Here is a 20,396-nt window from a genome sequence, read left to right on the forward strand (position 1 = left end):
CTCTTTCAAATGCGGGGATTAGCCAGGTACAGCTCGGCCGTGTGTATGTCGCGCGGCAAGGTCACCTTCAGGTTGCGCGGGTGGCCTTCGACCAGTTTCGGCGCCAGGCCCAGCGCTTCGACGGCGCTGGCGTCGTCCGTGATCGCCAGCGGATCGGGCGCTTCGGACAAGGCCCGGTGCAGCAGCGCATAGCTGAACATTTGCGGCGTCTGCGCCAGCCACAGGCCGTCGCGCGGCACCGTCTGCGCCGACAGGCTGCCCGGCCCGGCCCGCTTGACGGTGTCGACCACGGGCAAGGCCAGCAAGCCGCCGGCCGGGTGTTCGCCGACTTCGGTAATCAGTTTTGCGATCAGCGCCGGCGTCAGGCCGGGACGGGCCGCGTCGTGCACCAGTACCTGGTCATGTGCGGCCAGGCTGCCGTGCAAGGCTTGCAGGGCGTTCAATATCGTCTCCATGCGCGTGGCGCCGCCGCAGCGCAGCACAGTGACGCCCTGCTCCGGCACGACCGTGTCAATCACGCCATCCTCCGCGCTGACGACGATGTACGTATGCGCGATCAGGGGGCTGGCGAGAAAGGCGTCGAGCGCGTGGCGCAGCATGGGCTTGCCGGCGATCGGTAAATATTGCTTGGGACTGCCCGCCTCCATGCGCGCACCCACGCCGGCGGCGGGGATCAGCGCAAAGTAGCGGATGGTGTTCGGTGCTGCTGTCATGCCATTCCTTGTCTAGTTGGCCGGCGCGGCCTTGCCTGCCAGGATGTTCTGGATTTCGCCCTTGCACGCCTTGCCCAGGCGCGCATATTCTTGCGGAGAATCAATGGCGGCCTGCAAGGCTTCCACCTTGCGCATTTCCGCCTTGATATACGGCAACCAGCCCGTATCGATTTCGCGCGCCAGTGCCGCCTTGGCCGTGCCGCTGGGCGCATACAGGGGCCGCGCCTCGAAGCGTTTGTCCAGCGCGGCGCGCACGGTCTTTTCCACGCGCGGCAAATGTTCCATATAGGTCTTCATGTGCCGCAGCTCGTGCGCAAGTATCTCATCATACGCGCACGTGCCGGGGGCAAACTCGCGGCCGATGTAGATCACCACGGGCGCATACGTCAGGCTCACGGTAATTTGCGGCGCCACGCATTCATAGCCGCTGGCCGGGTCTTGCAGCATGGGGCCGGCCAGGGCGATGGCCACCCGAGAATCCGTCTTGGTCAAGCCCAGCACCCAGGTGTTCGCGCGCGCCGTGCCCTTCATCACCGTCAGGGCCTTGTACGGCAAGTGCGTGTCGATGCTGTAGCCGTTCTGCTGCGCCGTCAGCACGGACACCGTCTTGCTGATCGTGTCTTCGCAACGCACCTGGAACGGCGTGCGCGCCTGCGCCTGCGCACCCCAGGTGACACAGGCGAGCAGCAGAAAAAGCGCCGTGCGCATGCGCTGGATCAAGCCGGCTGCCAGGCGCCGCTGGTAATCTTGTCGAGCCAGAAGATGCCGATGACGGTTTTCACGTCCGTGATCGTGCCATCCCTGACCCAGTCGAGCAGCTGCGGCACGGTGGCCGTAAACGTTTCGAGGAATTCGCCCTCGTCGAGCTGGCGTTCGCCGGCCACGAGTCCCCGCGCCAGAAACAGTTCCAGGTGCTCGTCGGAATACGCGATGGCGTTGTGGATGGTGGAAACGAATTGCCAGTCGGTCGCCGTGTAGCCCGTCTCTTCCAGCAGTTCGCGCTGGGCGCAAGCCAGGTGGGCCTCGCCCGCATCGATCTTGCCGGCCGGGAACTCAATGAACACGCGATCGAGCGGATAGCGGTACTGGCGTTCCATCAGCACCGTGCCGTCGTCGAGCAGGGGCAGGATGACGACGGCGCCCGGATGCAGGATGAATTCGCGCACCGTCATCTTGCCGTCCGGCAGCGCAACACGGTCGCGCTGCACGCGCAGGAAGCCGCCCTGGTAGACGAGTTCGCCGTCCACCTTGGTCTCAGTTAAATTCGTATCCATGCGTTCAGTATCCATACGTTGATTATGCTCAATAAAAAAAAACGGCGCCAGAGGCGCCGCTTTCGGAGGATGGTGCCTAACGGCGTTTACGCAGATAACGAGTCACAAAACCTGGGAAGGCCAGCACCAGGAACAGGCATCCCGTGATGGCATAGAACTCCCACGTCTGCGGGAAACCGTTGCCGATGCGCGCTTCGAGCGCGAATGCCGCGGCGCCGACGATGAAGTACAGAATCACCATCTCCAGCAGGCGCAGCGCCAGCGGCTTGCGCCAGCCTTTGCCCCCGTCTGCCTGCGCCGCCTTTTTCAGCGGCACGGCGGCAAACAGTTTCTCGTTCAGGAAAGGCAGGTTGGCGCCCACAATGCCCAGGGCGATCACCAGCCAGCTCGAAGCGGTCACATCCATCGGTCAGGACGCCAGGGTCTTGGTGATGGCCGTCGCGCAGGCAGCCAGGATGCTGTTAGGCATCACACCGAGGGCCAGGACGAACACGCCGTTCAGGGCCAGCACGACGCGCATGTCGCCATGCACGACCAGCGCATTGCTGTCGCTCGGCTCGTCGAACCACATCATCTTGACGACGCGCAGGTAGTAGAAGGCGCCGATCAGCGAGAACAGCACGGCGGCGATGGTCAGCCACAGCTGGCCCGTGGCCAGCACCGATGCCAGCACCGAGTACTTGGCCATGAAGCCCATCAGCGGCGGCACGCCGGCCAGCGAGAACATGAACAGGGTCATCACCAGCGCGAAGATCGGGCTGCGTTTGCCCAGGCCCTTGAAATCGGCCAGTTCGTCTGCTTCGAAACCATTACGTGCCAGCAACATGATCACGCCAAAGGTACCCAGGGTGGTGAACACGTAGGTGATGACGTAGTACATCGAGGCGCCGTAGGCGGTGGCTGCGCCGGCCGCGTTGAGCGTGTTGTTCGGCGCGTCGACGGTGCCGGACAGCAAGCCCAGCAGCACGAAGCCCATTTGCGCGATGGTCGAGTACGCCAACATGCGCTTCAGGTTGGTTTGCGCGATGGCGGTGAAGTTACCGATGGCCAGCGACATCACGGCCAGCACCAGCAGCATTTGCTGCCAGTCATGCGCCATCGGCAGCAAGCCTTCGGCCAGCAAACGCAGGGTGATGGCGAAGGCGGCCAGTTTCGGCGCCGCGCCCAGCAGCAGGGTCACGGCCGTCGGCGAACCTTGATACACGTCAGGCACCCACATGTGGAATGGCACGACGCCCAGTTTGAAGGCCAGGCCGGCTACGAGGAACACCAGGCCGAAGACCATGATGGTGCCGTTGGTCTTGCCGTTTTCCAGCGCCACGCGCAGTTCGCCCAGGTCCAGCGTGCCGGACGCGCCGTACAGCATCGAGATACCGTACAACATGAAACCGGAAGCCAGTGCGCCCAGGATGAAGTATTTCATGGCCGCTTCCGTGGCCTTGGCATTGTCACGGCGCAGAGCGATCAGTGCGTACAGCGACAGCGACATCAGTTCCAGACCCAGGTAGATGATCAGGAAGTTGTTGGCCGAGATCATGATCATCTGGCCCAGCAGTGCAAACAGGGCCAGCACGTAGAACTCGCCGCCCAGGTTGCCCGACAGCATGCTGCGGTCGGTGGCATAGGCACGCGAGTAGATCAGGGTCAGCGCCACGGCGCCGTACGAGAACAGTTTCAGCAACTGCGACATCGGGTCCGACACGAACATGTTATGGAACGTGTAGACGGTGGTGCCCGCATTGAAGTCGCCCACGGTCAGCAAGGCGCAGCCGGCCAGGGTCAGCAAGGCCAGCACGTAAGTGATCGAACGCTTCGCCGCAGGCAAGAACATATCGATCAGCAAGAGCGCCGACGTGGCGATCAGCAGAAAGATTTCCGCGTACAGCGGTACCAGATTAGGTGCATTAGTCATGTTATCGGTCTTCTATTTAAGGCAACTTGCTGGTGGCGACATGCTGCAGCAGGTCGGCAACCGAAGTTTGCATCGTGTCGGTGAACGGGGCTGGGTACAGACCCATCACGAGCACGGCGATGGCCAGCACGGCAAGCATGAAGAATTCACGTTTGTTGATGTCGGTCAATTCGGCCACGTGCTTGTTCTTGATCTTGCCGAACACCACGCGCTTGGCCATCCACAGCGAGTACGCCGCGCCCCAGATCAGTGCCGTTGCAGCCAGCAAGCCGATCCAGAAGTTGAATTTCACCGCGCCCAGGATCACCATGAACTCGCCGACGAAGCCGGACGTGGCTGGCAGACCGCAGTTGGCCATCGAGAACAGCACGAAGAAGGCGGCAAATTTCGGCATGCGGTTCACGACGCCGCCGTAGTCGGCGATGTTGCGGGTATGCATGCGGTCATACAGCACGCCGATGCACAGGAACATCGCGCCGGAAATGAAGCCGTGCGAAACCATCTGCACGATACCGCCCTGCACCGAGATGTCGTTGAACATGAAGAAGCCCAGGGTGACGAAGCCCATGTGCGCGATCGACGAATAGGCGACCAGTTTTTTCATGTCGGTTTGCACCAGGGCAACCAGACCGATGTAGATGACGGCGATCAGCGACAAGGCGATCATGAAGCCCGACAGGTAGTGGCTGGCGTCCGGCGTGATCGGCAGCGAAAAACGCAGGAAGCCGTAGGCGCCCAGTTTCAGCATGATGGCGGCCAGCACGGCGGAACCGCCCGTCGGCGCTTCCACGTGGACGTCCGGCAACCACGTGTGAACCGGGAACATCGGCACCTTGACGGCAAACGCCATCAGGAAGGCCAGGAAGATGAAGATCTGTTCATTCATCGTCAGCTTGAACGCGTGCCAGGCCAGGATGTCGAAGGTGCCCGACACATTGCGCAGGTAGATGATGGCAACCAGGGTCAGCAGCGAACCGAAGAAGGTGTACAGGAAGAACTTGAACGACGCGTACACGCGGTTCGAACCGCCCCAGATACCGATGATGATGAACATCGGGATCAGGGTTGCTTCAAAGAAGAAGTAGAACAGCAAGCCGTCCAGCGCGCAGAACACGCCGATCATCAGGCCCGACAGGATCAGGAAGGAGCCCATGTACTGGGCGATGCGCTTCTCGATCACTTGCCAAGCAGAAATAACGACGATGACGGTGATGAAGGCCGTCAGTGGCACGAACCACAGGGACAGGCCGTCGATACCCAGCGAGTACCAGATATTGAAGGTTTCAATCCACGGTGCTTTTTCGACGAATTGCATGCCGTGTGCGGCGTTGTCGAAATGCTGGATCAGCGGCAAGGTGCACAGCATGCTGAGCACGGCGCCAGCCAGCGACAGCCAGCGGGTAAAGCCCGCTTTGCTGTCACGGCCGAGAGCCAGGATCAGGACGCCGCAAATGATCGGCACCCAGATCGACAGACTCAGGTAAGGAGGTAGTGTAGAAATCGTAGACTGCATCATGGTTCTCAGTATTCTTTTATCAGGTCAGCTTACTTAGCGGGCCAGAATGGCAGGAAATAGATCAGGAAGCCCAGCACGCCCAGGATCATCACGAATGCATAGTGATAGATGTAGCCGGTCTGCAACACTCGCGACAGCGAGGACAGCCAGGCGACGACCTTGGCGCTACCGTTGACCAGCAGGCCATCGATCAGCTTCTTGTCACCGAAGTTCCACAGGCCATTACCCAGCAAGCGGGCACCGCCGGCGAACACGACTTCATTGAACTTGTCCATGTAGTACTTGTTGTCCAGCAGGGTGTGGATCGCGTGGAACTTGGCAAAGAACCAGGCCGGCACACGCGGGTTGACCATGTAGCAGTAGTAGGCTGCCACCACGCCGGACAATGCCAGCCAGAACGGTGCCGTCGACAGGCCGTGCAGCGCCATCGCCATTGCGCCGTGGAATTCATGCGACAACTCTTCCATCGCTGGATGGTTTTCGCCGACAAAGATCACGCCCTTGAAGAAATCGCCATGCAGCATCGGGCCGATCGTCAGGTAACCGATGATGAGCGACGGGATCGCCAGCATCACCAGCGGGAACCACACGACGAACGGGGATTCATGCGGCTTCTGGCCAGGTTCCAGACCGTGGTGCGCGTGGTCGTCTTCCTCTTCTTCATGGTGGTCGTCATGTGCGTGGGCATCATGCTTCGCAGCAGGCGCGTGGTGGTCGTCATGACCGTGCGCATGCGCCTGGCCGAAACGTTCCTTGCCGTGGAAGACGAGGAAATACATGCGGAACGAGTAGAAGGCGGTAACGAACACGCCAGCCAGCACGGCGAACTGGGCAAAGCCAGCGCCCCAGATGTGCGTCGCTTCGACGGCTTCGATGATGCTGTCTTTCGAGTAGAAACCGGAGAACAGCGGCGTGCCGATCAGGGCCAGCGAACCGACCAGGGAAGTGATCCAGGTGATCGGCATGTACTTGCGCAAGCCGCCCATGTTGCGGATATCCTGGTCATGGTGCATGCCGATGATGACGGAACCGGCGCCCAGGAACAGCAGTGCCTTGAAGAATGCGTGCGTCATCAGGTGGAACACGGCCACGGAGTACGCGGACGAACCGAGCGCCACGGTCATGTAACCGAGCTGCGACAGTGTCGAGTAAGCAACAACGCGCTTGATGTCGTTCTGGATGATGCCCAGGAAGCCCATGAACAGCGCCGTGATGGAGCCGATCACCAGGATGAAGGACAGTGCCGTGTCGGACAGTTCGAACAGCGGCGACATGCGCGAGACCATGAAGATACCGGCCGTCACCATCGTCGCGGCGTGGATCAGTGCCGAAATCGGGGTAGGACCTTCCATCGAGTCAGGCAGCCACACGTGCAGCGGGAACTGCGCCGATTTGCCCATCGCGCCGATGAACAGGCAGATGCAGGCAACGGTCAGCAGGGCCCAGTCGGTGCCTGGCAGGCTCAACAGCGCCAGTTCGTCTTTCTTGGCGAACACTTCCTGGTAGTTCATGGTGCCGGCGTAGGCCAGCAGCAGGCCGATGCCCAGGATGAAGCCGAAGTCGCCCACGCGGTTGACGAGGAAAGCCTTCATGTTGGCCACGATGGCCGTCGGACGCTGGTACCAGAAACCGATCAGCAGGTAGGAGACCAGGCCCACGGCTTCCCAACCGAAGAACAGCTGCAGGAAGTTGTTGGCCATGACCAGCATCAACATCGAGAACGTGAACAGCGAGATGTAGGCGAAGAAGCGGTTGTAGCCTTCGTCATCCTTCATGTAGCCGATCGTGTAGATATGCACCATCAGGGAGACGAAGGTGACCACGCACATCATCATCGCCGACAGCGAATCGATCTGGAAGCCCACTTCCATCTTCAGGGTGCCGATCGTCATCCAGTTATAGATCGTGCCATTGAATGTCGCGCCATCCATCACTGCCAGCAATGTCTGCACGGACAGGATGAACGCAATCAGTACGCCCAGGATCGTCGCGGTATGCGACGTCTTGCGTCCGACCAAATTACCCAGGAACTGGGTGCCAAGCAAGCCTGCAATCGCGGCACCGGCCAGCGGCGCCAGCGGTACGGCAAGAAGGAGGTTAGGGTTGAGGAGTTGCCCCGCCATGATGAACCTTAATCGTTATTATTCGAGAGATCGAGTCTGAAAAACATCAGCCTTTGAGGCTGTCCAGGTCTTCGACGTTGATGGTATCCAGATTACGGAACATCACCACCAGAATAGCCAGACCGATAGCCGACTCAGCGGCGGCAACCGTCAGGATGAAGAAAACGAAGATCTGACCGGCCGCGTCGCCCATGAAATGGGAGAACGCGATGAAATTCATATTCACCGCCAGCAGCATCAATTCGATTGCCATCAGCAATACGATGATGTTCTTGCGGTTCAGGAAAATACCGACGATCGAGATTGCGAACAGGATCGCGCCCAGGACCAGAAAATGTGTGAGCGATAATGTCATGGTGCCTCCTTAACTTCCGGCTCAGCCGCAGGACGCTCGACAACCGCGTCCATCTTGATGATCTTCAGGCGGTCGTTGCGCTTGACGCGCACGGCATCGCCTGGAGCAAAATGCTTGGTGTCCTTGCGTTTGCGCAAAGTCAGTGCGACCGCGGCAACGATGGCCACCAGCAGCACGACGGCGGCGATTTCGAAGGCGAACACATATTTGGTATAGATCAACAGGCCCAGTTCCTTGGTGCCGCCCAGGTTGACGTTCACTGGCGCGATGCTCGGCGCAAAGTTGCGGAAACCGTGCCACAGGACGGCGGCCATTTCCAGCACGATGATCACGCCCACCGTCACGGACAGTGGCAAGTAGCCCCAGAAGCCTTCGCGCATGCGGTCGATATTGATATCGAGCATCATGACCACGAAGAGGAACAGCACCATCACGGCGCCGACGTATACCAATACCAGCACGATGGCCAGGAATTCAGCTTGCAGCAGCATCCAGATGCCCGCTGCCGAGAAGAAGGACAGTACCAGGAACAGTACTGCGTGGACCGGATTACGGGCCGTGATGACGCGCGTCGCTGCCAGAATCAAGATCAGCGCGAAGGCGTAAAACAAAATTGTTTTAAAGTCCATAAAAAACCCAATAGACGTACAGATGAACGAGGGGCGCGCCGCAGCCAGTGGCTGCGGCGCATCCATCAGCGATAAGGTGCGTCGGCGGCGCGCGCAGCGGCGATGTCATTTTCATAACGATCACCTACGGCCAGCAACATCTCTTTCGTGTAATACAAATCCCCGCGTTTCTCGCCGTGGTATTCCAGGATTTGCGTCTCGACGATCGAATCGACCGGGCAGGACTCTTCGCAGAAACCGCAGAAGATGCACTTGGTCAAGTCGATATCGTAACGCGTGGTACGGCGCGAACCGTCGTCACGCTGTTCCGATTCGATCGTGATGGCCATCGCCGGGCAAACCGCTTCGCACAGTTTGCAGGCGATGCAACGTTCCTCGCCGTTCGGGTAGCGGCGCAGCGCGTGCAAGCCACGGAAACGCGGCGAGATCGGTGTCTTCTCTTCCGGGAATTGCACCGTGATCTTGCGCGAAAACATGTACTTGCCTGTCAGCGCCATGCCCTTGATCAGCTCGCCTAACAAGAGGCTGCTGAAGAAATCTTTTACCTTATCCATTCGTATGCACTCTCTTACTTCCAAATATTCCAGGATGTCTGCATCCAGGCAGCGACGAAGACCAGGTAGACCAGCGTCAACGGGATAAACACTTTCCAGCCGAGGCGCATGATCTGGTCATAACGGTAGCGTGGGAACGTACCGCGTACCCAGATGAACACCGACACGATGAAGAAGGTCTTGGCGAACAGCCAGAAGAAGCCGCCGAAACCACCCCAGAACTCAAGGAAAGCAAATGGTGCGGACCAGCCACCGAGGAACATGATCGAAGCCAGGGCGCCGATCAGGATCATGTTGGCGTATTCGGCCAGCATGAACATGGCGTAGGCCATGCCCGAATATTCAACCATGTGGCCGGCCACGATTTCCGACTCGCCTTCGACGACGTCGAACGGGTGGCGGTTGGCTTCAGCCAGGCCCGACACCAGGTAGATGACGAACATCGGCAGCAGCGGCAGCCAGTTCCACGACATGAAATTGACGCCCTTGTCGGCGAAGAAGCCGATTTGCTGGCCGCCGACGATGTCGATGAAGTTCAGGCTGCCCGAGACCATCAGCACGATGACCATCACGAAGCCCATCGGGATTTCATACGAAATCATCTGTGCCGAAGCGCGCATGGCGCCCATGAACGAGTACTTCGAGTTCGAAGCCCAGCCGGCGATGATGATGCCGTAGACTTCCATCGAGGTAATTGCCAGCAGCATCAGCAAGCCGGCGTTGACGTTGGCCAGCACGGCTTGCGGACCGAAGGGCACGACCGACCAGGCGGCCAGGGCCGGCATGATGGTCATGATCGGACCGATCACGAACAGGCCCTTGGCGGCCTTGGACGGGATGATGATCTCTTTGAACAAGAGTTTCAGCGCATCGGCGATCGGTTGCAGCAAGCCCAAGGGGCCGACGCGGTTCGGGCCGACGCGGATCTGGATCCAGCCGATCAGTTTGCGTTCCCACAAGGTCAGGTAGGCAACCAGGCCCATCAGCGGCAACAGCACGCACAGGATCTTGATCAGGGTCCAGAAGAACGGCCACGAGCCGCCCAGCAGATCCTGGCCGCTGCTGTTGATGACGTTTACAAATTCAGGCAGAGCCATCAGATTTTCCCCTCTGCTGTTTCAACTGTGATGTCACCGAACATGCCGCCCAGGCTGGCCGTCGAGGCATGCGCCGCCGACACTTTGACCACATTGGCTGGCAGGCCGGCATGAAGTGCCGCCACCAGGATGGCGCTGCCGGAGCCTTGCGCCACTTTGACCTTGTCGCCTGCCTTGATGCCCAGCTTTTCAGCCAATGCCGGCGACAGGTGCGCTTGCGGCGCGGCGCCGTCGACCGTGCGTTGCAACGGTTCGGAGCGGCGTACCAGCGCGTCGGCGAAGTAGATCGGCACGTCGGCGATGCGTTGCAGCGCTGGCGAAGCCGGTGCGTAGCTTGCCGCTTCCGGTGCGTTCTTGGCGATGTTGTTCAGCTGTGCCGACAGATCGGTCACGCCGGCGCCGAACGCTTCGTCGCGGATCGCTTCGGAGGTGTCGTAGTCGAAACCGGCCAGGCCCAGGATGTTGCCCAGGACGCGCAGCACTTTCCAGGCTGGACGGGTTTCCGCCAGCGGTTTCACGGTGCCGTTGAAGCTTTGCGCGCGGCCTTCGCAGTTGACGAAAGTACCCGAAGTTTCAGCAAATGGCGAAATCGGCAGCAAGACGTCGGCGTAATCCATGCCGTGCTTGAAGGCGGACATCGCCACGACCATGTCGGCGCCATCGAGGGCGGCGCGGGCCGCCTGCGGATTGGCGGCATCGAGTTCCGGCTCGGCGTGCAGCAGCACGTAAGCTTTCTTCGGAGCAGCAAAGGCGGCTTGCACGTTGGCGCGCGGCTTGGCGACCAGGTGCGCGCCTACCGTGTTGGCCGCTTCCGTCAGGTAACCGAGCTTGGCGCCCGTCTGTTCGGCGATCCATTGCGCTGCAGCATGCAATTGCGACGCTTGCGGGTGTTGCGTTGCGGCATTACCCAGCAGCACGGCGCCGTTGTCGCCGGCCATCAGGCTGGCGGCAATCGCGACGGCCACGTCCGAAGCGGTGACCGCTTCGTAACCGGCTGGCGCGGCGATTTCTTTCGCTTTAGCAACAGCGACGACCACTTCCGACAAGGCTGCCAGCCAATCGCCAGGCGCGACAATCATCTTGTTGGCGATGGTGATCAGTTGATCATCGTCGGACGCGTGCAGGATCGACAGCTTGGCGCCGCCCTTGACGGACGCGCGCAAACGCGTGGCCAGCAATGGGTGATCCTTGCGCAGGAACGAGCCGATGACGAAGGCGCGCTTGATCTGGCCAAATTCGCTGATCGGCATGCCCAGCCATGGTTTCACGCTGGCGTCCAGCGCGAAGTCGGTCTGGCGCAGGCGGAAGTCGACGTTCTCGGAACCGAGGCCGTGGGCGACTTTTTGCAGCAGGACCAGCTCTTCGACGGTCGAATGCGGGGTAGCCAGCGCGGCGATGGCGTCAGCGCCATGCTCGTGCTTGATATTTTTCAAACCGTGCGCCACGTATTCCAGTGCGGTCTGCCAATCGACTTCTTTCCACTCGTTGCCTTGTTTCAGCATCGGGGACGTCAGGCGTTCGGCGCTGTCCAGCGCTTCGTACGAGAAACGGTCCTTGTCCGAGATCCAGCACTCGTTGACGGCTTCGTTTTCCAGCGGCAATACGCGCTTGACCTTGCCAGCTTTCACTTGCACGATCAGGTTCGAACCGAGGCCGTCATGCGGGCTGACCGATTTGCGGCGCGACAATTCCCACGTACGGGCGCTGTAGCGGAACGGCTTCGAGGTCAGTGCGCCGACCGGGCACAGGTCGATCATGTTGCCCGACAGTTCGGAGTCGACCGACTGGCCGACGAAGGACACGATTTCCGAGTGTTCGCCGCGGCCGATCATGCCCAGCTCCATCACGCCGGCCACTTCCTGGCCAAAGCGTACGCAGCGGGTGCACTGGATGCAGCGCGACATTTCTTGCATGGAAACCAGCGGACCGGCTTCCTTCGGCGTGACGACGCGCTTGTCTTCCTTGTAGCGCGATTCGCTCTTGCCGTAACCCACTGCCAGGTCTTGCAACTGGCACTCGCCGCCCTGATCGCAGATAGGGCAATCGAGCGGGTGGTTAATCAGCAAGAATTCCATGACCGACTTTTGCGCCTGCACAGCTTTATCGCTGGCGGAGCGCACGATCATGCCGGCACTGACCGGGGTCGCGCAAGCGGGCAAAGGCTTCGGCGCCTTTTCCACTTCGACCAGGCACATGCGGCAGTTCGCTGCGATCGACAATTTCTTGTGATAGCAAAAGTGCGGAATGTAGGTTCCCAATTTGTTGGCGGCGTCCATCACCATGCTACCAGCAGGGACTTCGACTTTTTTGCCGTCTATTTCGATTTCAACCATGGTGATCGTTACCTGACGCAGCTTAGATATATGCGGGCACTAAGCAATGCTTGTGCTCGATATGATATTCAAATTCTTCACGGAAATTCTTAATGAAGGCCCGTACCGGCATGGCAGCCGCATCGCCCAGCGCGCAAATGGTGCGGCCCTGGATGTTGTCGGCGATCGAGTTGAGCATGTCCAGGTCGTCTGGACGACCCTGCCCCTGCTCGATGCGGTGCACCATGCGGTACATCCAGCCTGTGCCTTCACGGCAAGGCGTACACTGGCCGCACGATTCTTCAAAGTAGAAGTAGGACAGGCGTTCCAGCGCCTTTACCATGCAGCGTGTTTCGTCCATCACGATGACGGCGCCCGAACCCAACATCGAACCGGCTTTCGCGATCGAGTCGTAGTCCAGGTCGGTCTGCATCATGATGTCGCCGCGAATCACCGGCGCGGACGAGCCGCCAGGAATCACGGCCTTGATCTTTTTGCCACCGCGCATGCCGCCTGCCAGTTCCAGCAGGGTCGCAAACGGGGTGCCGAGCGGCACTTCGTAGTTGCCCGGTTTTTCCACGTCGCCCGAGATCGAGAAGATCTTCGAACCGCCGTTGTTCGGCTTGCCCATCGCCAGATATTTCTCTGGGCCAATGTTCAGCACGAAAGGCACGGCCGCGAAGGTTTCCGTGTTGTTGATCGTCGTCGGCTTGCCGTACAGGCCAAACGAGGCGGGGAAAGGCGGCTTGAAGCGCGGCTGGCCTTTCTTGCCTTCCAGCGACTCCAGCAGGGCCGTTTCTTCGCCGCAGATGTAGGCGCCATAACCATGGTGCGCATGCAACTGGAACGAGAACTCGCTGCCCATGATCTTGTCGCCGAGGAAACCGGCGGCGCGCGCCTCTTCCAGCGCTTCTTCGAAACGCAGGTATTCCTGGAAGATTTCACCGTGGATATAGTTATAACCGACGGTGATACCCATCGCATAAGCGCCAATGGCCATGCCTTCGATCAGGGCATGGGGATTGTAACGAATGATGTCGCGGTCCTTGAAAGTGCCCGGTTCGCCTTCATCTGTATTGCAGACGAGGTATTTCTGGCCCGGGAACTGGCGCGGCATGAAGCTCCACTTCAAGCCCGTAGGGAAACCCGCGCCGCCACGGCCGCGCAAGGACGAAGCCTTGAGGTCGGCGATGATCTGTTCCGGCGTGATTTTCTCTTCCAGGATACGCCGCAGGGCGCTATAGCCGCCGCGGTTCACATAATCTTGCAAATGCCAGTTCTTGCCATCCAGATCCTTCAGGATCAATGGATCGATATGGCGGTTGTGGAGTGACGTCATTTCTTGAGTTCCTCCAGCATGGCGTCGATTTTCTCGTTCGACATCCAGCTGCACATGGTTTTATTACTGACCAGCAAGACAGGCGCATCGCCGCAAGCACCCATGCACTCGCCTTCAACCAGGGTGAACTGGCCGTCTGCGGTGGTTTCGCGGAAATCGATACCCAGTTTCTGCTTCAGGTACTCTGCAGCGCGCACGCCGCCCGACAGGGCGCATGGCAGGTTGGTGCACACGGTGATCTTGTGCTTGCCCACGGGCTTGACGTTGTACATATTGTAGAACGTGGCCACTTCCTGCACGGCAATCGCCGGCATGCCGATGTAATCGGCCAGTTCCTTCATGGTTTCCGGCGCCAGCCAGCCCAGTTCATCCTGGGCATGGGCCAGCGCGGCCATGACGGCCGACTGACGCTGGTCGGCCGGGTACTTGGCCAACTCACGGTCAATTTTCTTATAGCATTGCTCTGATAACAACATACTTTTTGCCTCTTAGCGGTCAATACTGCCGAACACGATATCTTGCGTCCCGATGATGGTCACGGCGTCGGCAAGCATGTGCCCACGCGCCATCTCGTCGAGCGACTGCAAGTGGGCGTAGTCTGGCGCGCGCAGTTTCATACGGTACGGCTTGTTGGCGCCATCGGACACCAGGTACACGCCGAACTCGCCCTTCGGATGTTCCACGGCGCTGTAGGCCTCGCCTGGCGGCACGTGGAAACCTTCCGTGAACAGCTTGAAGTGGTGAATCAGCGATTCCATGTTGGTCTTCATGTCGACGCGGCCCGGAGGCGCCACCTTGCGGTTGCTGGTCATGACAGGACCTTCATTGTTGCGCAGCCACTCCACGCATTGCTTGATGATGCGGTTCGACTGGCGCAGCTCTTCCACGCGGACCAGGTAGCGGTCGTAGCAATCGCCGTTGGTGCCGATAGGAATGTCGAAATCCATCTGGTCGTACACTTCGTACGGCTGTTTCTTGCGCAAATCCCACTGCACGCCCGAGCCGCGCAGCATGGCGCCCGTAAAGCCCATGGCCAGCGCGTCTTCCGGCGAGACCACGCCGATGCCGACGGTACGCTGTTTCCAGATACGGTTGTCGGTCAGCAATGTTTCGTACTCGTCCACCGAGTTCGGGAAGCGGCGCGCGAAGTCTTCGATGAAGTCCAGCAGGGAACCCTGGCGGTTTTCGTTCAGCTTGGAAATCGCCTTGGCGTTGCGGATGATCGAGGCCTTGTGCTGCGGCATTGCATCCGGCAAGTCGCGGTACACGCCGCCCGGACGGTAGTAGGCCGCGTGCATGCGCGCGCCCGACACTGCCTCGTAGGCGTCGAACAAGTCTTCGCGGTCGCGGAAGCAATACAGGAACGGGCCCATGGCGCCGACGTCCAGCGCGTGGGTGCCGAGCCACATCAGGTGGTTCAGGATGCGCGTCATCTCGTCGAACATGACGCGGATGTATTGCGCGCGCAACGGCACTTCCAGGCCCAGCATCTTTTCGATGGCCATCACGTACGCATGTTCATTGCACATCATCGACACATAGTCGAGACGGTCCATGTACGGCACGGATTGCAGGTAGGTCTTCTGTTCGGCCAGCTTTTCGGTGGCGCGGTGCAGCAGGCCGATATGCGGGTCGGCGCGCTGGATGACTTCGCCATCCATCTCCAGCACCAGGCGCAGCACACCGTGCGCGGCCGGATGCTGTGGCCCAAAGTTCAGGGTGTAGTTCTTAATCTCAGCCATTATTTCATCCCGTAATGTTCTTCGCGGATCACGCGCGGCACGTTTTCCCGCGGCTCGATCGTCACGGGCTGGTAAATCACGCGCTTTTGTTCCGGATCGTAACGCATCTCGACATAGCCGGAGACGGGGAAATCCTTGCGGAACGGATGGCCGATGAAACCGTAGTCGGTCAGCAGGCGGCGCAAGTCGTTGTGGCCTTCGAAGAGGATGCCCAGCAGGTCGAACGCTTCGCGCTCGTACCAGTTGACGGCGCGCCAGATGCCGACCACGGAGGGCAGCAGCGGCATGTCGTCGTCCGGCGCAAACACGCGCACGCGCACGCGCCAGTTGTGCTTGACCGACAGCAAGTGCGAAACGGCCGCGAAACGCAGGCCATCCCAGCTGCCGTCGCCGTAGGTCGAGTAATCGACGCCGCACAGGTCGAGCAATTGCTCGAAATGCAGGGCCGGATCGTCGCGCAGGGTCTGCATCACGGCCAGGTAGTCCTCGGCCTTGACGACCAGGGTGACTTCGCCCAGCGCAACCGTCGTGCTAACGCGATCGCCCAGGGCAGTGCCGAGGGCGTTTTGCAATACTTCTAAATGTGTTGTCATAATCTGAAGCGGCCCGGTTAGCGTGCGATCGTGCTGGTACGCTTGATCTTGTTCTGCAACTGCATGATGCCGTACAGCAAGGCTTCAGCGGTCGGAGGACAGCCAGGCACATACACGTCGACGGGCACGATGCGGTCGCAGCCGCGCACCACGGAATAGGAGTAATGGTAGTACCCGCCGCCATTGGCGCAGGAACCCATCGAGATGACCCAGCGTGGCTCTGCCATCTGGTCGTAGACCTTGCGCAGGGCCGGCGCCATCTTGTTGCACAGGGTACCGGCAACGATCATGACGTCGGACTGACGCGGCGACGGACGGAACACGACGCCGAAACGGTCCATATCGTAGCGGGCTGCGCCCACATGCATCATTTCGACCGCACAGCAGGCCAGACCGAACGTCATCGGGAACATAGACCCGGTGCGCGCCCAGTTGATCAGCTTGTCGGCCGAGGTGGTGATGAAACCTTCGCTTAATACGCCTTCAATAGCCATGGCTTATTCCCAGTCAAGGGCACCTTTCTTCCAAATGTACCAAAATCCGACCACGAATTCAGCGATGAACACCATCATCGTGACGAAACCGGCCCAGCCCAGGTCGCGCATTGCAACGCCCCATGGGAAAAAGAATGCCGTTTCCAGATCGAACAAAATAAACAGGATTGCGACCAGATAGTAGCGCACATCGAATTTCATGCGCGCGTCTTCGAATGCTTCAAAGCCACATTCGTACGGGGAGAGTTTTGCTGCGTCAGGCTTGTTAGGGCCTAACAGGCGCCCCAGGAGCTGGGGAGCGATACCGACACCGAGGCCGATAATAATGAACAGCAGGACGGGGAAGTAATTTTCGAGGTTCACGATTGATGAGCTTATATTGAACGATCGGTTAAATGAGGACGCTGCGATCATTTGCAGCGTATCTAACGCACGACCCCAATCAAAGCTAAGACCAGGATCGAACGACACATCCTCGTAAAAAAAGCCAGCAACTTTGTACGAGCCATGGCTCGTGCGCCGTTGCTGGCTTCTGATTTCTGGTGCCGACGACGAGACTCGAACTCGTACAGCTTGCGCCACTACCCCCTCAAGATAGCGTGTCTACCAATTTCACCACGTCGGCGGTAAGGCCCGTATTCTACTCTGCTTTGCCGCTAAAGTTAATGCACAAATGCATCAAAACACAGATAAAAACGATAAATTTTTACATCTTCCAGCGCGTCACGATTTTTTCCTGCCGCACTGCTAAAACATTGAGCAATAATCTGCCCGTAATGAGAATTACTCTCGATGAGGTATCGAGATACTACTCGGTGACACTGAATTACTTGGGAATCGCGCCTGCCGGGGTGCTGGCAACCGGTGCCGCTGCTGCGGGAGCGCTGGCGGCCGGTGCTGCAGGCACCGTCGTCGGGATCGCGCCCGCGCCGGTGACCGGCACTGGCTTGACGACCTTGTCCATCACGCCGCCGCCCACCGTGGTGGCGCGCTGATTGGCCATCAGCGACAAGGCCAGCGTGGCGCCGAAGAAGATCGCGGCGGCAACGCCCGTCGATTTCGACATGAAGTTCGACGAACCCGTCGCACCGAACAGGCTGCCCGAGGCGCCCGAACCAAACGCGGCGCCCATGTCGGCGCCCTTGCCGTGCTGCAGCAACACCAGCGCGATAATCGACAATGCCGAAATAACCTGTACTACCACTACCAGATTGAACATCATGTTCATTGCAATTCCATTCTTAGTTTAAAGTAATTCAATCAGCGGCGTGAATAATCGCCAGGAAATCCGCCGCCTTCAATGCTGCTCCACCGATCAGACCGCCATCGATATCCGGCATCGCCATCAATTCTTTTGCGTTCTCCGGCTTCATGCTGCCGCCGTACAGGATTTGCACGCCGGCGGCCGCTACCGCATTCTTTTCTGCCAGCTGGGCGCGCAATACCTGATGCACGTCCTGCGCCATTTGCGGCGTGGCCGTCTTGCCCGTGCCGATGGCCCAGACCGGCTCGTAGGCCAGCACCAGTTTCGCCACGTCGCCGGCGGAAATGGCCGCCAGCACGGCGCCCAGCTGCTGCTCCACCACAGCATTGGTCTGGCCCGCTTCGCGCTGCGCCAGCGTCTCGCCGATGCAGACGATAGGCGTGATGCCTGCCGCCAGCGCGGCAACCGTCTTGGCCGCCACCTGCGCATCGCTCTCGCTATGGTAGGCGCGGCGCTCGGAATGCCCGATCACCACATAGCTGCAGCCAAAATCCTGCAGCATGGCGACCGAGATTTCGCCCGTGTAGGCGCCGCTGGCATGCGCGGAGACATCCTGCGCACCCCAGCCAAGGGCCGTGCCTGCCAATTGCGCCTGGCACTGCGCCAGATACGGCGCGGGCACGCAGACGGCACTGGCGGCGCCAGAGGCGGTCAAGCCAGCAACTATTTCAGACAATAACACCGCGTTCGAGGTGCGACTGCCGTTCATTTTCCAATTTCCGACGACGAGTTTGCGACGCATAGTAGCCTAAATTCTTAATAACCCGTCATTCTAACTCCGGCACCGATGCCGGTCAAACAGGCAGTGCCCCGTTTCAGGCAACTTGCAACATGATCTTGCCCACGTGCGTGCTCGCTTCCATCAAGGCATGCGCCTCGTTGGCTTTTTCCAGCGGGAAAGTTTGATGGATCACGGGCTTGATCTTGCCCGCTTCGATCAGCGGCCAGACGGTCGTGCGCAGGTGGTGCGCGATGGCCGCCTTGAAGGCAACGGAACGGGGACGCAAGGTGGAACCTGTTACCGTCAGGCGACGGCGCAGCAAGGCACCCAGGTCCAGCTCCGCCCTGGTGCCGCCCTGCACGGCGATCAGGCCGATGCGGCCATCGTCGGCCAGGCAGGCAATCTCGCGCGGCAGGTAGTCGCCGCCCACCATGTCGAGGATGACGTCGACGCCTTTGCCGGCGGTCAATTCCTTGACGACGGCCACGAAATCTTCCGTGCGGTAATTGATGCCCCGTTCGGCGCCCAGCGCCTCGCAGGCGCGCGCCTTCTCGTCGCTGCCCGCCGTGGCGAACACGCGGTGACCGAGCGCGGCCGCCAGTTGAATGGCCGCCACGCCGATGCCGGACGTGCCGCCCTGCACCAGCAAGGTTTCACCGTCCGCCAGCGCGCAGCGGTCGAAGACATTGCTCCACACGGTAAAGAAGTTTTCAGGCAGGGATGCGCCTTCCAGCGCCGTCAAGCCTTTCGGCAAGGGCAAGCACTGGCCGCTCGGCGCGGCGCAATATTCGGCATAGCCGCCGCCCTGCACCAGCGCGCAGACCAGGTCGCCCTTCCTGAATGCCGTATTGCTGAAATCGCCATCGACGACTTCGCCCGCCACTTCCAGGCCAGGCAAGTCCGACGCGCCGGCGGGCGGCGCATATTTGCCCAGGCGCTGCAGCACGTCGGGACGGTTGATGCCGGCCGCGTGCACCTTGATCAGCAATTCGCCCGCTTTAAATTGCGGCATGGGACGTTCGGCGATCTGCAAAACGTCGGCGGGACCTGGCTGGCTGATGGCAACTGCACGCATGGCGGGACTCTTTCAAGGGAAAACGGCGATTGTACGCCAAGCCGCCCTCCCCTGCAGACCACCGCCCCTCTTAACCGGCGCCCGTCTTCGACTGGCGCGGCAAGGGCGTGCCCGGCTTCCACTTCGCCGACAGGGCCTGCCCTTCCTCGACTTGCTCATGCGTCATCTTGCGCACGACGGCGGCGCGCTGGTCGGCCGCATTCGCGTTGCCATTCGCAGCCGCCAGGTTCCACAGCATGTAGGCGATGACGTTATCCTGCTGCACGCCGCCCATGTGGTAGCGGTACATCAGGCCCAGCACCTGTTGCGCCTCGGCATGATTCTGCTCGGCCGCCTTGCGGAACCAGCTGACGGCCTGCTTGTGGTCTTGCAGCACGGCGTTGCCCGTGTAATACATGGCGCCCACCACGTACTGGGCGTCGGCCTTGCCCTGCTCGGCCGCCTTGCGGTGCCAGAACATGGCTTGCTTGTAATCCTGCGGCAAGCCACGCCCCATGTAATACATCAAGCCCAGCAAATGCTGGGCATCGGCGTTGCCGGTCTTAGCAAGGGGCAATATTTCCTTGTAAGCCAGCGCGTAATTCTTGTTGTTGTAGGCGCTGGCGCCTTCGACGAAGCCGGCCCGCGCGGGCAGCTGTATCGTCAACAGCATGAGTAATGTAATGATCAGTTTTTTCATCGGA

At 60.1% G+C, this 20,396-nt stretch carries 22 protein-coding genes and 1 tRNA gene; all 23 read right to left on the reverse strand.

Annotation, left to right across the window (positions count from 1 at the left end; genetic code table 11):
• Positions 1-5: 5 nt before the first annotated feature.
• Positions 6-713 carry a 2-C-methyl-D-erythritol 4-phosphate cytidylyltransferase gene (ispD, locus tag AC07X6_RS04215; RefSeq protein ID WP_494790199.1) on the reverse strand — a complete coding sequence of 236 codons (708 nt, stop codon included), beginning with the start codon at positions 711-713 and terminating at the stop codon, positions 6-8.
• 12 nt (positions 714-725) lie between these two features.
• Entirely contained in the window at positions 726-1,421 is a 696-nt protein-coding gene (locus AC07X6_RS04220) for a hypothetical protein (protein WP_474292075.1), read from the reverse strand.
• An 8-nt stretch (positions 1,422-1,429) separates the two neighbouring features.
• The gene (locus AC07X6_RS04225) at positions 1,430-1,987 is read right to left on the reverse strand and encodes an NUDIX domain-containing protein (protein WP_230540383.1); all 558 of its coding nucleotides are present in this window, start codon (positions 1,985-1,987) and stop codon (positions 1,430-1,432) included.
• Between the two features lie 76 nt (positions 1,988-2,063).
• Complete coding sequence (locus AC07X6_RS04230; protein WP_474292077.1) at positions 2,064-2,393, reverse strand: DUF2818 family protein; 330 nt, start codon at positions 2,391-2,393, stop codon at positions 2,064-2,066.
• A 3-nt stretch (positions 2,394-2,396) separates the two neighbouring features.
• Positions 2,397-3,899 carry an NADH-quinone oxidoreductase subunit NuoN gene (gene nuoN, locus AC07X6_RS04235; protein WP_076567089.1) on the reverse strand — a complete coding sequence of 501 codons (1,503 nt, stop codon included), beginning with the start codon at positions 3,897-3,899 and terminating at the stop codon, positions 2,397-2,399.
• Positions 3,900-3,915: 16 nt separating this feature from the next.
• A complete protein-coding gene (locus AC07X6_RS04240) occupies positions 3,916-5,415 on the reverse strand; it encodes an NADH-quinone oxidoreductase subunit M (protein WP_230540380.1) in 1,500 nt (499 codons plus the stop codon).
• 29 nt (positions 5,416-5,444) lie between these two features.
• Complete coding sequence (gene nuoL, locus AC07X6_RS04245; RefSeq protein ID WP_230540379.1) at positions 5,445-7,538, reverse strand: NADH-quinone oxidoreductase subunit L; 2,094 nt, start codon at positions 7,536-7,538, stop codon at positions 5,445-5,447.
• 46 nt (positions 7,539-7,584) lie between these two features.
• Positions 7,585-7,893, reverse strand: a complete 309-nt coding sequence (nuoK, locus tag AC07X6_RS04250) for an NADH-quinone oxidoreductase subunit NuoK (RefSeq protein WP_010399724.1) — start codon at positions 7,891-7,893, stop codon at positions 7,585-7,587.
• On the reverse strand, positions 7,890-8,522 hold the full coding sequence (locus AC07X6_RS04255) for an NADH-quinone oxidoreductase subunit J (protein WP_034779507.1): 633 nt from the start codon (positions 8,520-8,522) through the stop codon (positions 7,890-7,892). Before AC07X6_RS04255 ends, nuoK begins: the two co-directional genes overlap by 4 nt.
• Positions 8,523-8,587: 65 nt before the next feature.
• Positions 8,588-9,076, reverse strand: coding sequence for an NADH-quinone oxidoreductase subunit NuoI (gene nuoI, locus AC07X6_RS04260; protein ID WP_010399726.1), 489 nt, complete (start codon positions 9,074-9,076; stop codon positions 8,588-8,590).
• Between the two features lie 14 nt (positions 9,077-9,090).
• The gene (nuoH, locus tag AC07X6_RS04265; RefSeq protein WP_070224109.1) at positions 9,091-10,173 is read right to left on the reverse strand and encodes an NADH-quinone oxidoreductase subunit NuoH; all 1,083 of its coding nucleotides are present in this window, start codon (positions 10,171-10,173) and stop codon (positions 9,091-9,093) included.
• Positions 10,173-12,506 carry an NADH-quinone oxidoreductase subunit NuoG gene (gene nuoG / locus AC07X6_RS04270; RefSeq protein ID WP_494790200.1) on the reverse strand — a complete coding sequence of 778 codons (2,334 nt, stop codon included), beginning with the start codon at positions 12,504-12,506 and terminating at the stop codon, positions 10,173-10,175. The genes nuoH and nuoG overlap by 1 nt, the downstream gene beginning before the upstream one ends.
• A 22-nt stretch (positions 12,507-12,528) precedes the next feature.
• On the reverse strand, positions 12,529-13,824 hold the full coding sequence (gene nuoF, locus AC07X6_RS04275; protein WP_010399729.1) for an NADH-quinone oxidoreductase subunit NuoF: 1,296 nt from the start codon (positions 13,822-13,824) through the stop codon (positions 12,529-12,531).
• On the reverse strand, positions 13,821-14,300 hold the full coding sequence (nuoE, locus tag AC07X6_RS04280; RefSeq protein ID WP_035820520.1) for an NADH-quinone oxidoreductase subunit NuoE: 480 nt from the start codon (positions 14,298-14,300) through the stop codon (positions 13,821-13,823). Before nuoE ends, nuoF begins: the two co-directional genes overlap by 4 nt.
• A 12-nt stretch (positions 14,301-14,312) precedes the next feature.
• Positions 14,313-15,566, reverse strand: a complete 1,254-nt coding sequence (locus tag AC07X6_RS04285) for an NADH-quinone oxidoreductase subunit D (RefSeq protein WP_494790201.1) — start codon at positions 15,564-15,566, stop codon at positions 14,313-14,315.
• The gene (locus AC07X6_RS04290) at positions 15,566-16,159 is read right to left on the reverse strand and encodes an NADH-quinone oxidoreductase subunit C (RefSeq protein WP_072452729.1); all 594 of its coding nucleotides are present in this window, start codon (positions 16,157-16,159) and stop codon (positions 15,566-15,568) included. Before AC07X6_RS04290 ends, AC07X6_RS04285 begins: the two co-directional genes overlap by 1 nt.
• A gap of 17 nt (positions 16,160-16,176) precedes the next feature.
• Positions 16,177-16,653 carry a NuoB/complex I 20 kDa subunit family protein gene (locus AC07X6_RS04295; protein WP_010399733.1) on the reverse strand — a complete coding sequence of 159 codons (477 nt, stop codon included), beginning with the start codon at positions 16,651-16,653 and terminating at the stop codon, positions 16,177-16,179.
• Positions 16,654-16,656: 3 nt separating this feature from the next.
• Entirely contained in the window at positions 16,657-17,016 is a 360-nt protein-coding gene (locus AC07X6_RS04300; protein WP_010399734.1) for an NADH-quinone oxidoreductase subunit A, read from the reverse strand.
• Between the two features lie 177 nt (positions 17,017-17,193).
• Positions 17,194-17,278, reverse strand: a tRNA-Leu gene (locus tag AC07X6_RS04305).
• A gap of 201 nt (positions 17,279-17,479) precedes the next feature.
• Positions 17,480-17,881, reverse strand: a complete 402-nt coding sequence (secG, locus tag AC07X6_RS04310; RefSeq protein WP_035820525.1) for a preprotein translocase subunit SecG — start codon at positions 17,879-17,881, stop codon at positions 17,480-17,482.
• Between the two features lie 28 nt (positions 17,882-17,909).
• A complete protein-coding gene (gene tpiA / locus AC07X6_RS04315) occupies positions 17,910-18,659 on the reverse strand; it encodes a triose-phosphate isomerase (protein ID WP_494790202.1) in 750 nt (249 codons plus the stop codon).
• 73 nt (positions 18,660-18,732) lie between these two features.
• The gene (locus tag AC07X6_RS04320) at positions 18,733-19,713 is read right to left on the reverse strand and encodes an NAD(P)H-quinone oxidoreductase (RefSeq protein WP_494790203.1); all 981 of its coding nucleotides are present in this window, start codon (positions 19,711-19,713) and stop codon (positions 18,733-18,735) included.
• Between the two features lie 70 nt (positions 19,714-19,783).
• A complete protein-coding gene (locus AC07X6_RS04325; protein WP_230540735.1) occupies positions 19,784-20,392 on the reverse strand; it encodes a tetratricopeptide repeat protein in 609 nt (202 codons plus the stop codon).
• Between the last annotated feature and the right edge of the window lie 4 nt (positions 20,393-20,396).

It is taken from the genome of Janthinobacterium sp. GW460-12-1-14-LB5 (genome assembly GCF_059423585.1).

What these genes read in the sequence shown, in the direction of transcription:
- ispD (WP_494790199.1), bottom strand. Translation starts at nt 713, where the DNA reads ATGACAGCAGCACCGAACACCATCCGCTACTTTGCGCTGATCCCCGCC.
- AC07X6_RS04220 (WP_474292075.1), bottom strand. Translation starts at nt 1,421, where the DNA reads ATGCGCACGGCGCTTTTTCTGCTGCTCGCCTGTGTCACCTGGGGTGCG.
- AC07X6_RS04225 (WP_230540383.1), bottom strand. Translation starts at nt 1,987, where the DNA reads ATGGATACGAATTTAACTGAGACCAAGGTGGACGGCGAACTCGTCTAC.
- AC07X6_RS04230 (WP_474292077.1), bottom strand. Translation starts at nt 2,393, where the DNA reads ATGGATGTGACCGCTTCGAGCTGGCTGGTGATCGCCCTGGGCATTGTG.
- nuoN (WP_076567089.1), bottom strand. Translation starts at nt 3,899, where the DNA reads ATGACTAATGCACCTAATCTGGTACCGCTGTACGCGGAAATCTTTCTG.
- AC07X6_RS04240 (WP_230540380.1), bottom strand. Translation starts at nt 5,415, where the DNA reads ATGATGCAGTCTACGATTTCTACACTACCTCCTTACCTGAGTCTGTCG.
- nuoL (WP_230540379.1), bottom strand. Translation starts at nt 7,538, where the DNA reads ATGGCGGGGCAACTCCTCAACCCTAACCTCCTTCTTGCCGTACCGCTG.
- nuoK (WP_010399724.1), bottom strand. Translation starts at nt 7,893, where the DNA reads ATGACATTATCGCTCACACATTTTCTGGTCCTGGGCGCGATCCTGTTC.
- AC07X6_RS04255 (WP_034779507.1), bottom strand. Translation starts at nt 8,522, where the DNA reads ATGGACTTTAAAACAATTTTGTTTTACGCCTTCGCGCTGATCTTGATT.
- nuoI (WP_010399726.1), bottom strand. Translation starts at nt 9,076, where the DNA reads ATGGATAAGGTAAAAGATTTCTTCAGCAGCCTCTTGTTAGGCGAGCTG.
- nuoH (WP_070224109.1), bottom strand. Translation starts at nt 10,173, where the DNA reads ATGGCTCTGCCTGAATTTGTAAACGTCATCAACAGCAGCGGCCAGGAT.
- nuoG (WP_494790200.1), bottom strand. Translation starts at nt 12,506, where the DNA reads ATGGTTGAAATCGAAATAGACGGCAAAAAAGTCGAAGTCCCTGCTGGT.
- nuoF (WP_010399729.1), bottom strand. Translation starts at nt 13,824, where the DNA reads ATGACGTCACTCCACAACCGCCATATCGATCCATTGATCCTGAAGGAT.
- nuoE (WP_035820520.1), bottom strand. Translation starts at nt 14,300, where the DNA reads ATGTTGTTATCAGAGCAATGCTATAAGAAAATTGACCGTGAGTTGGCC.
- AC07X6_RS04285 (WP_494790201.1), bottom strand. Translation starts at nt 15,566, where the DNA reads ATGGCTGAGATTAAGAACTACACCCTGAACTTTGGGCCACAGCATCCG.
- AC07X6_RS04290 (WP_072452729.1), bottom strand. Translation starts at nt 16,159, where the DNA reads ATGACAACACATTTAGAAGTATTGCAAAACGCCCTCGGCACTGCCCTG.
- AC07X6_RS04295 (WP_010399733.1), bottom strand. Translation starts at nt 16,653, where the DNA reads ATGGCTATTGAAGGCGTATTAAGCGAAGGTTTCATCACCACCTCGGCC.
- secG (WP_035820525.1), bottom strand. Translation starts at nt 17,881, where the DNA reads ATGAACATGATGTTCAATCTGGTAGTGGTAGTACAGGTTATTTCGGCA.
- tpiA (WP_494790202.1), bottom strand. Translation starts at nt 18,659, where the DNA reads ATGCGTCGCAAACTCGTCGTCGGAAATTGGAAAATGAACGGCAGTCGC.
- AC07X6_RS04320 (WP_494790203.1), bottom strand. Translation starts at nt 19,713, where the DNA reads ATGCGTGCAGTTGCCATCAGCCAGCCAGGTCCCGCCGACGTTTTGCAG.
- AC07X6_RS04325 (WP_230540735.1), bottom strand. Translation starts at nt 20,392, where the DNA reads ATGAAAAAACTGATCATTACATTACTCATGCTGTTGACGATACAGCTG.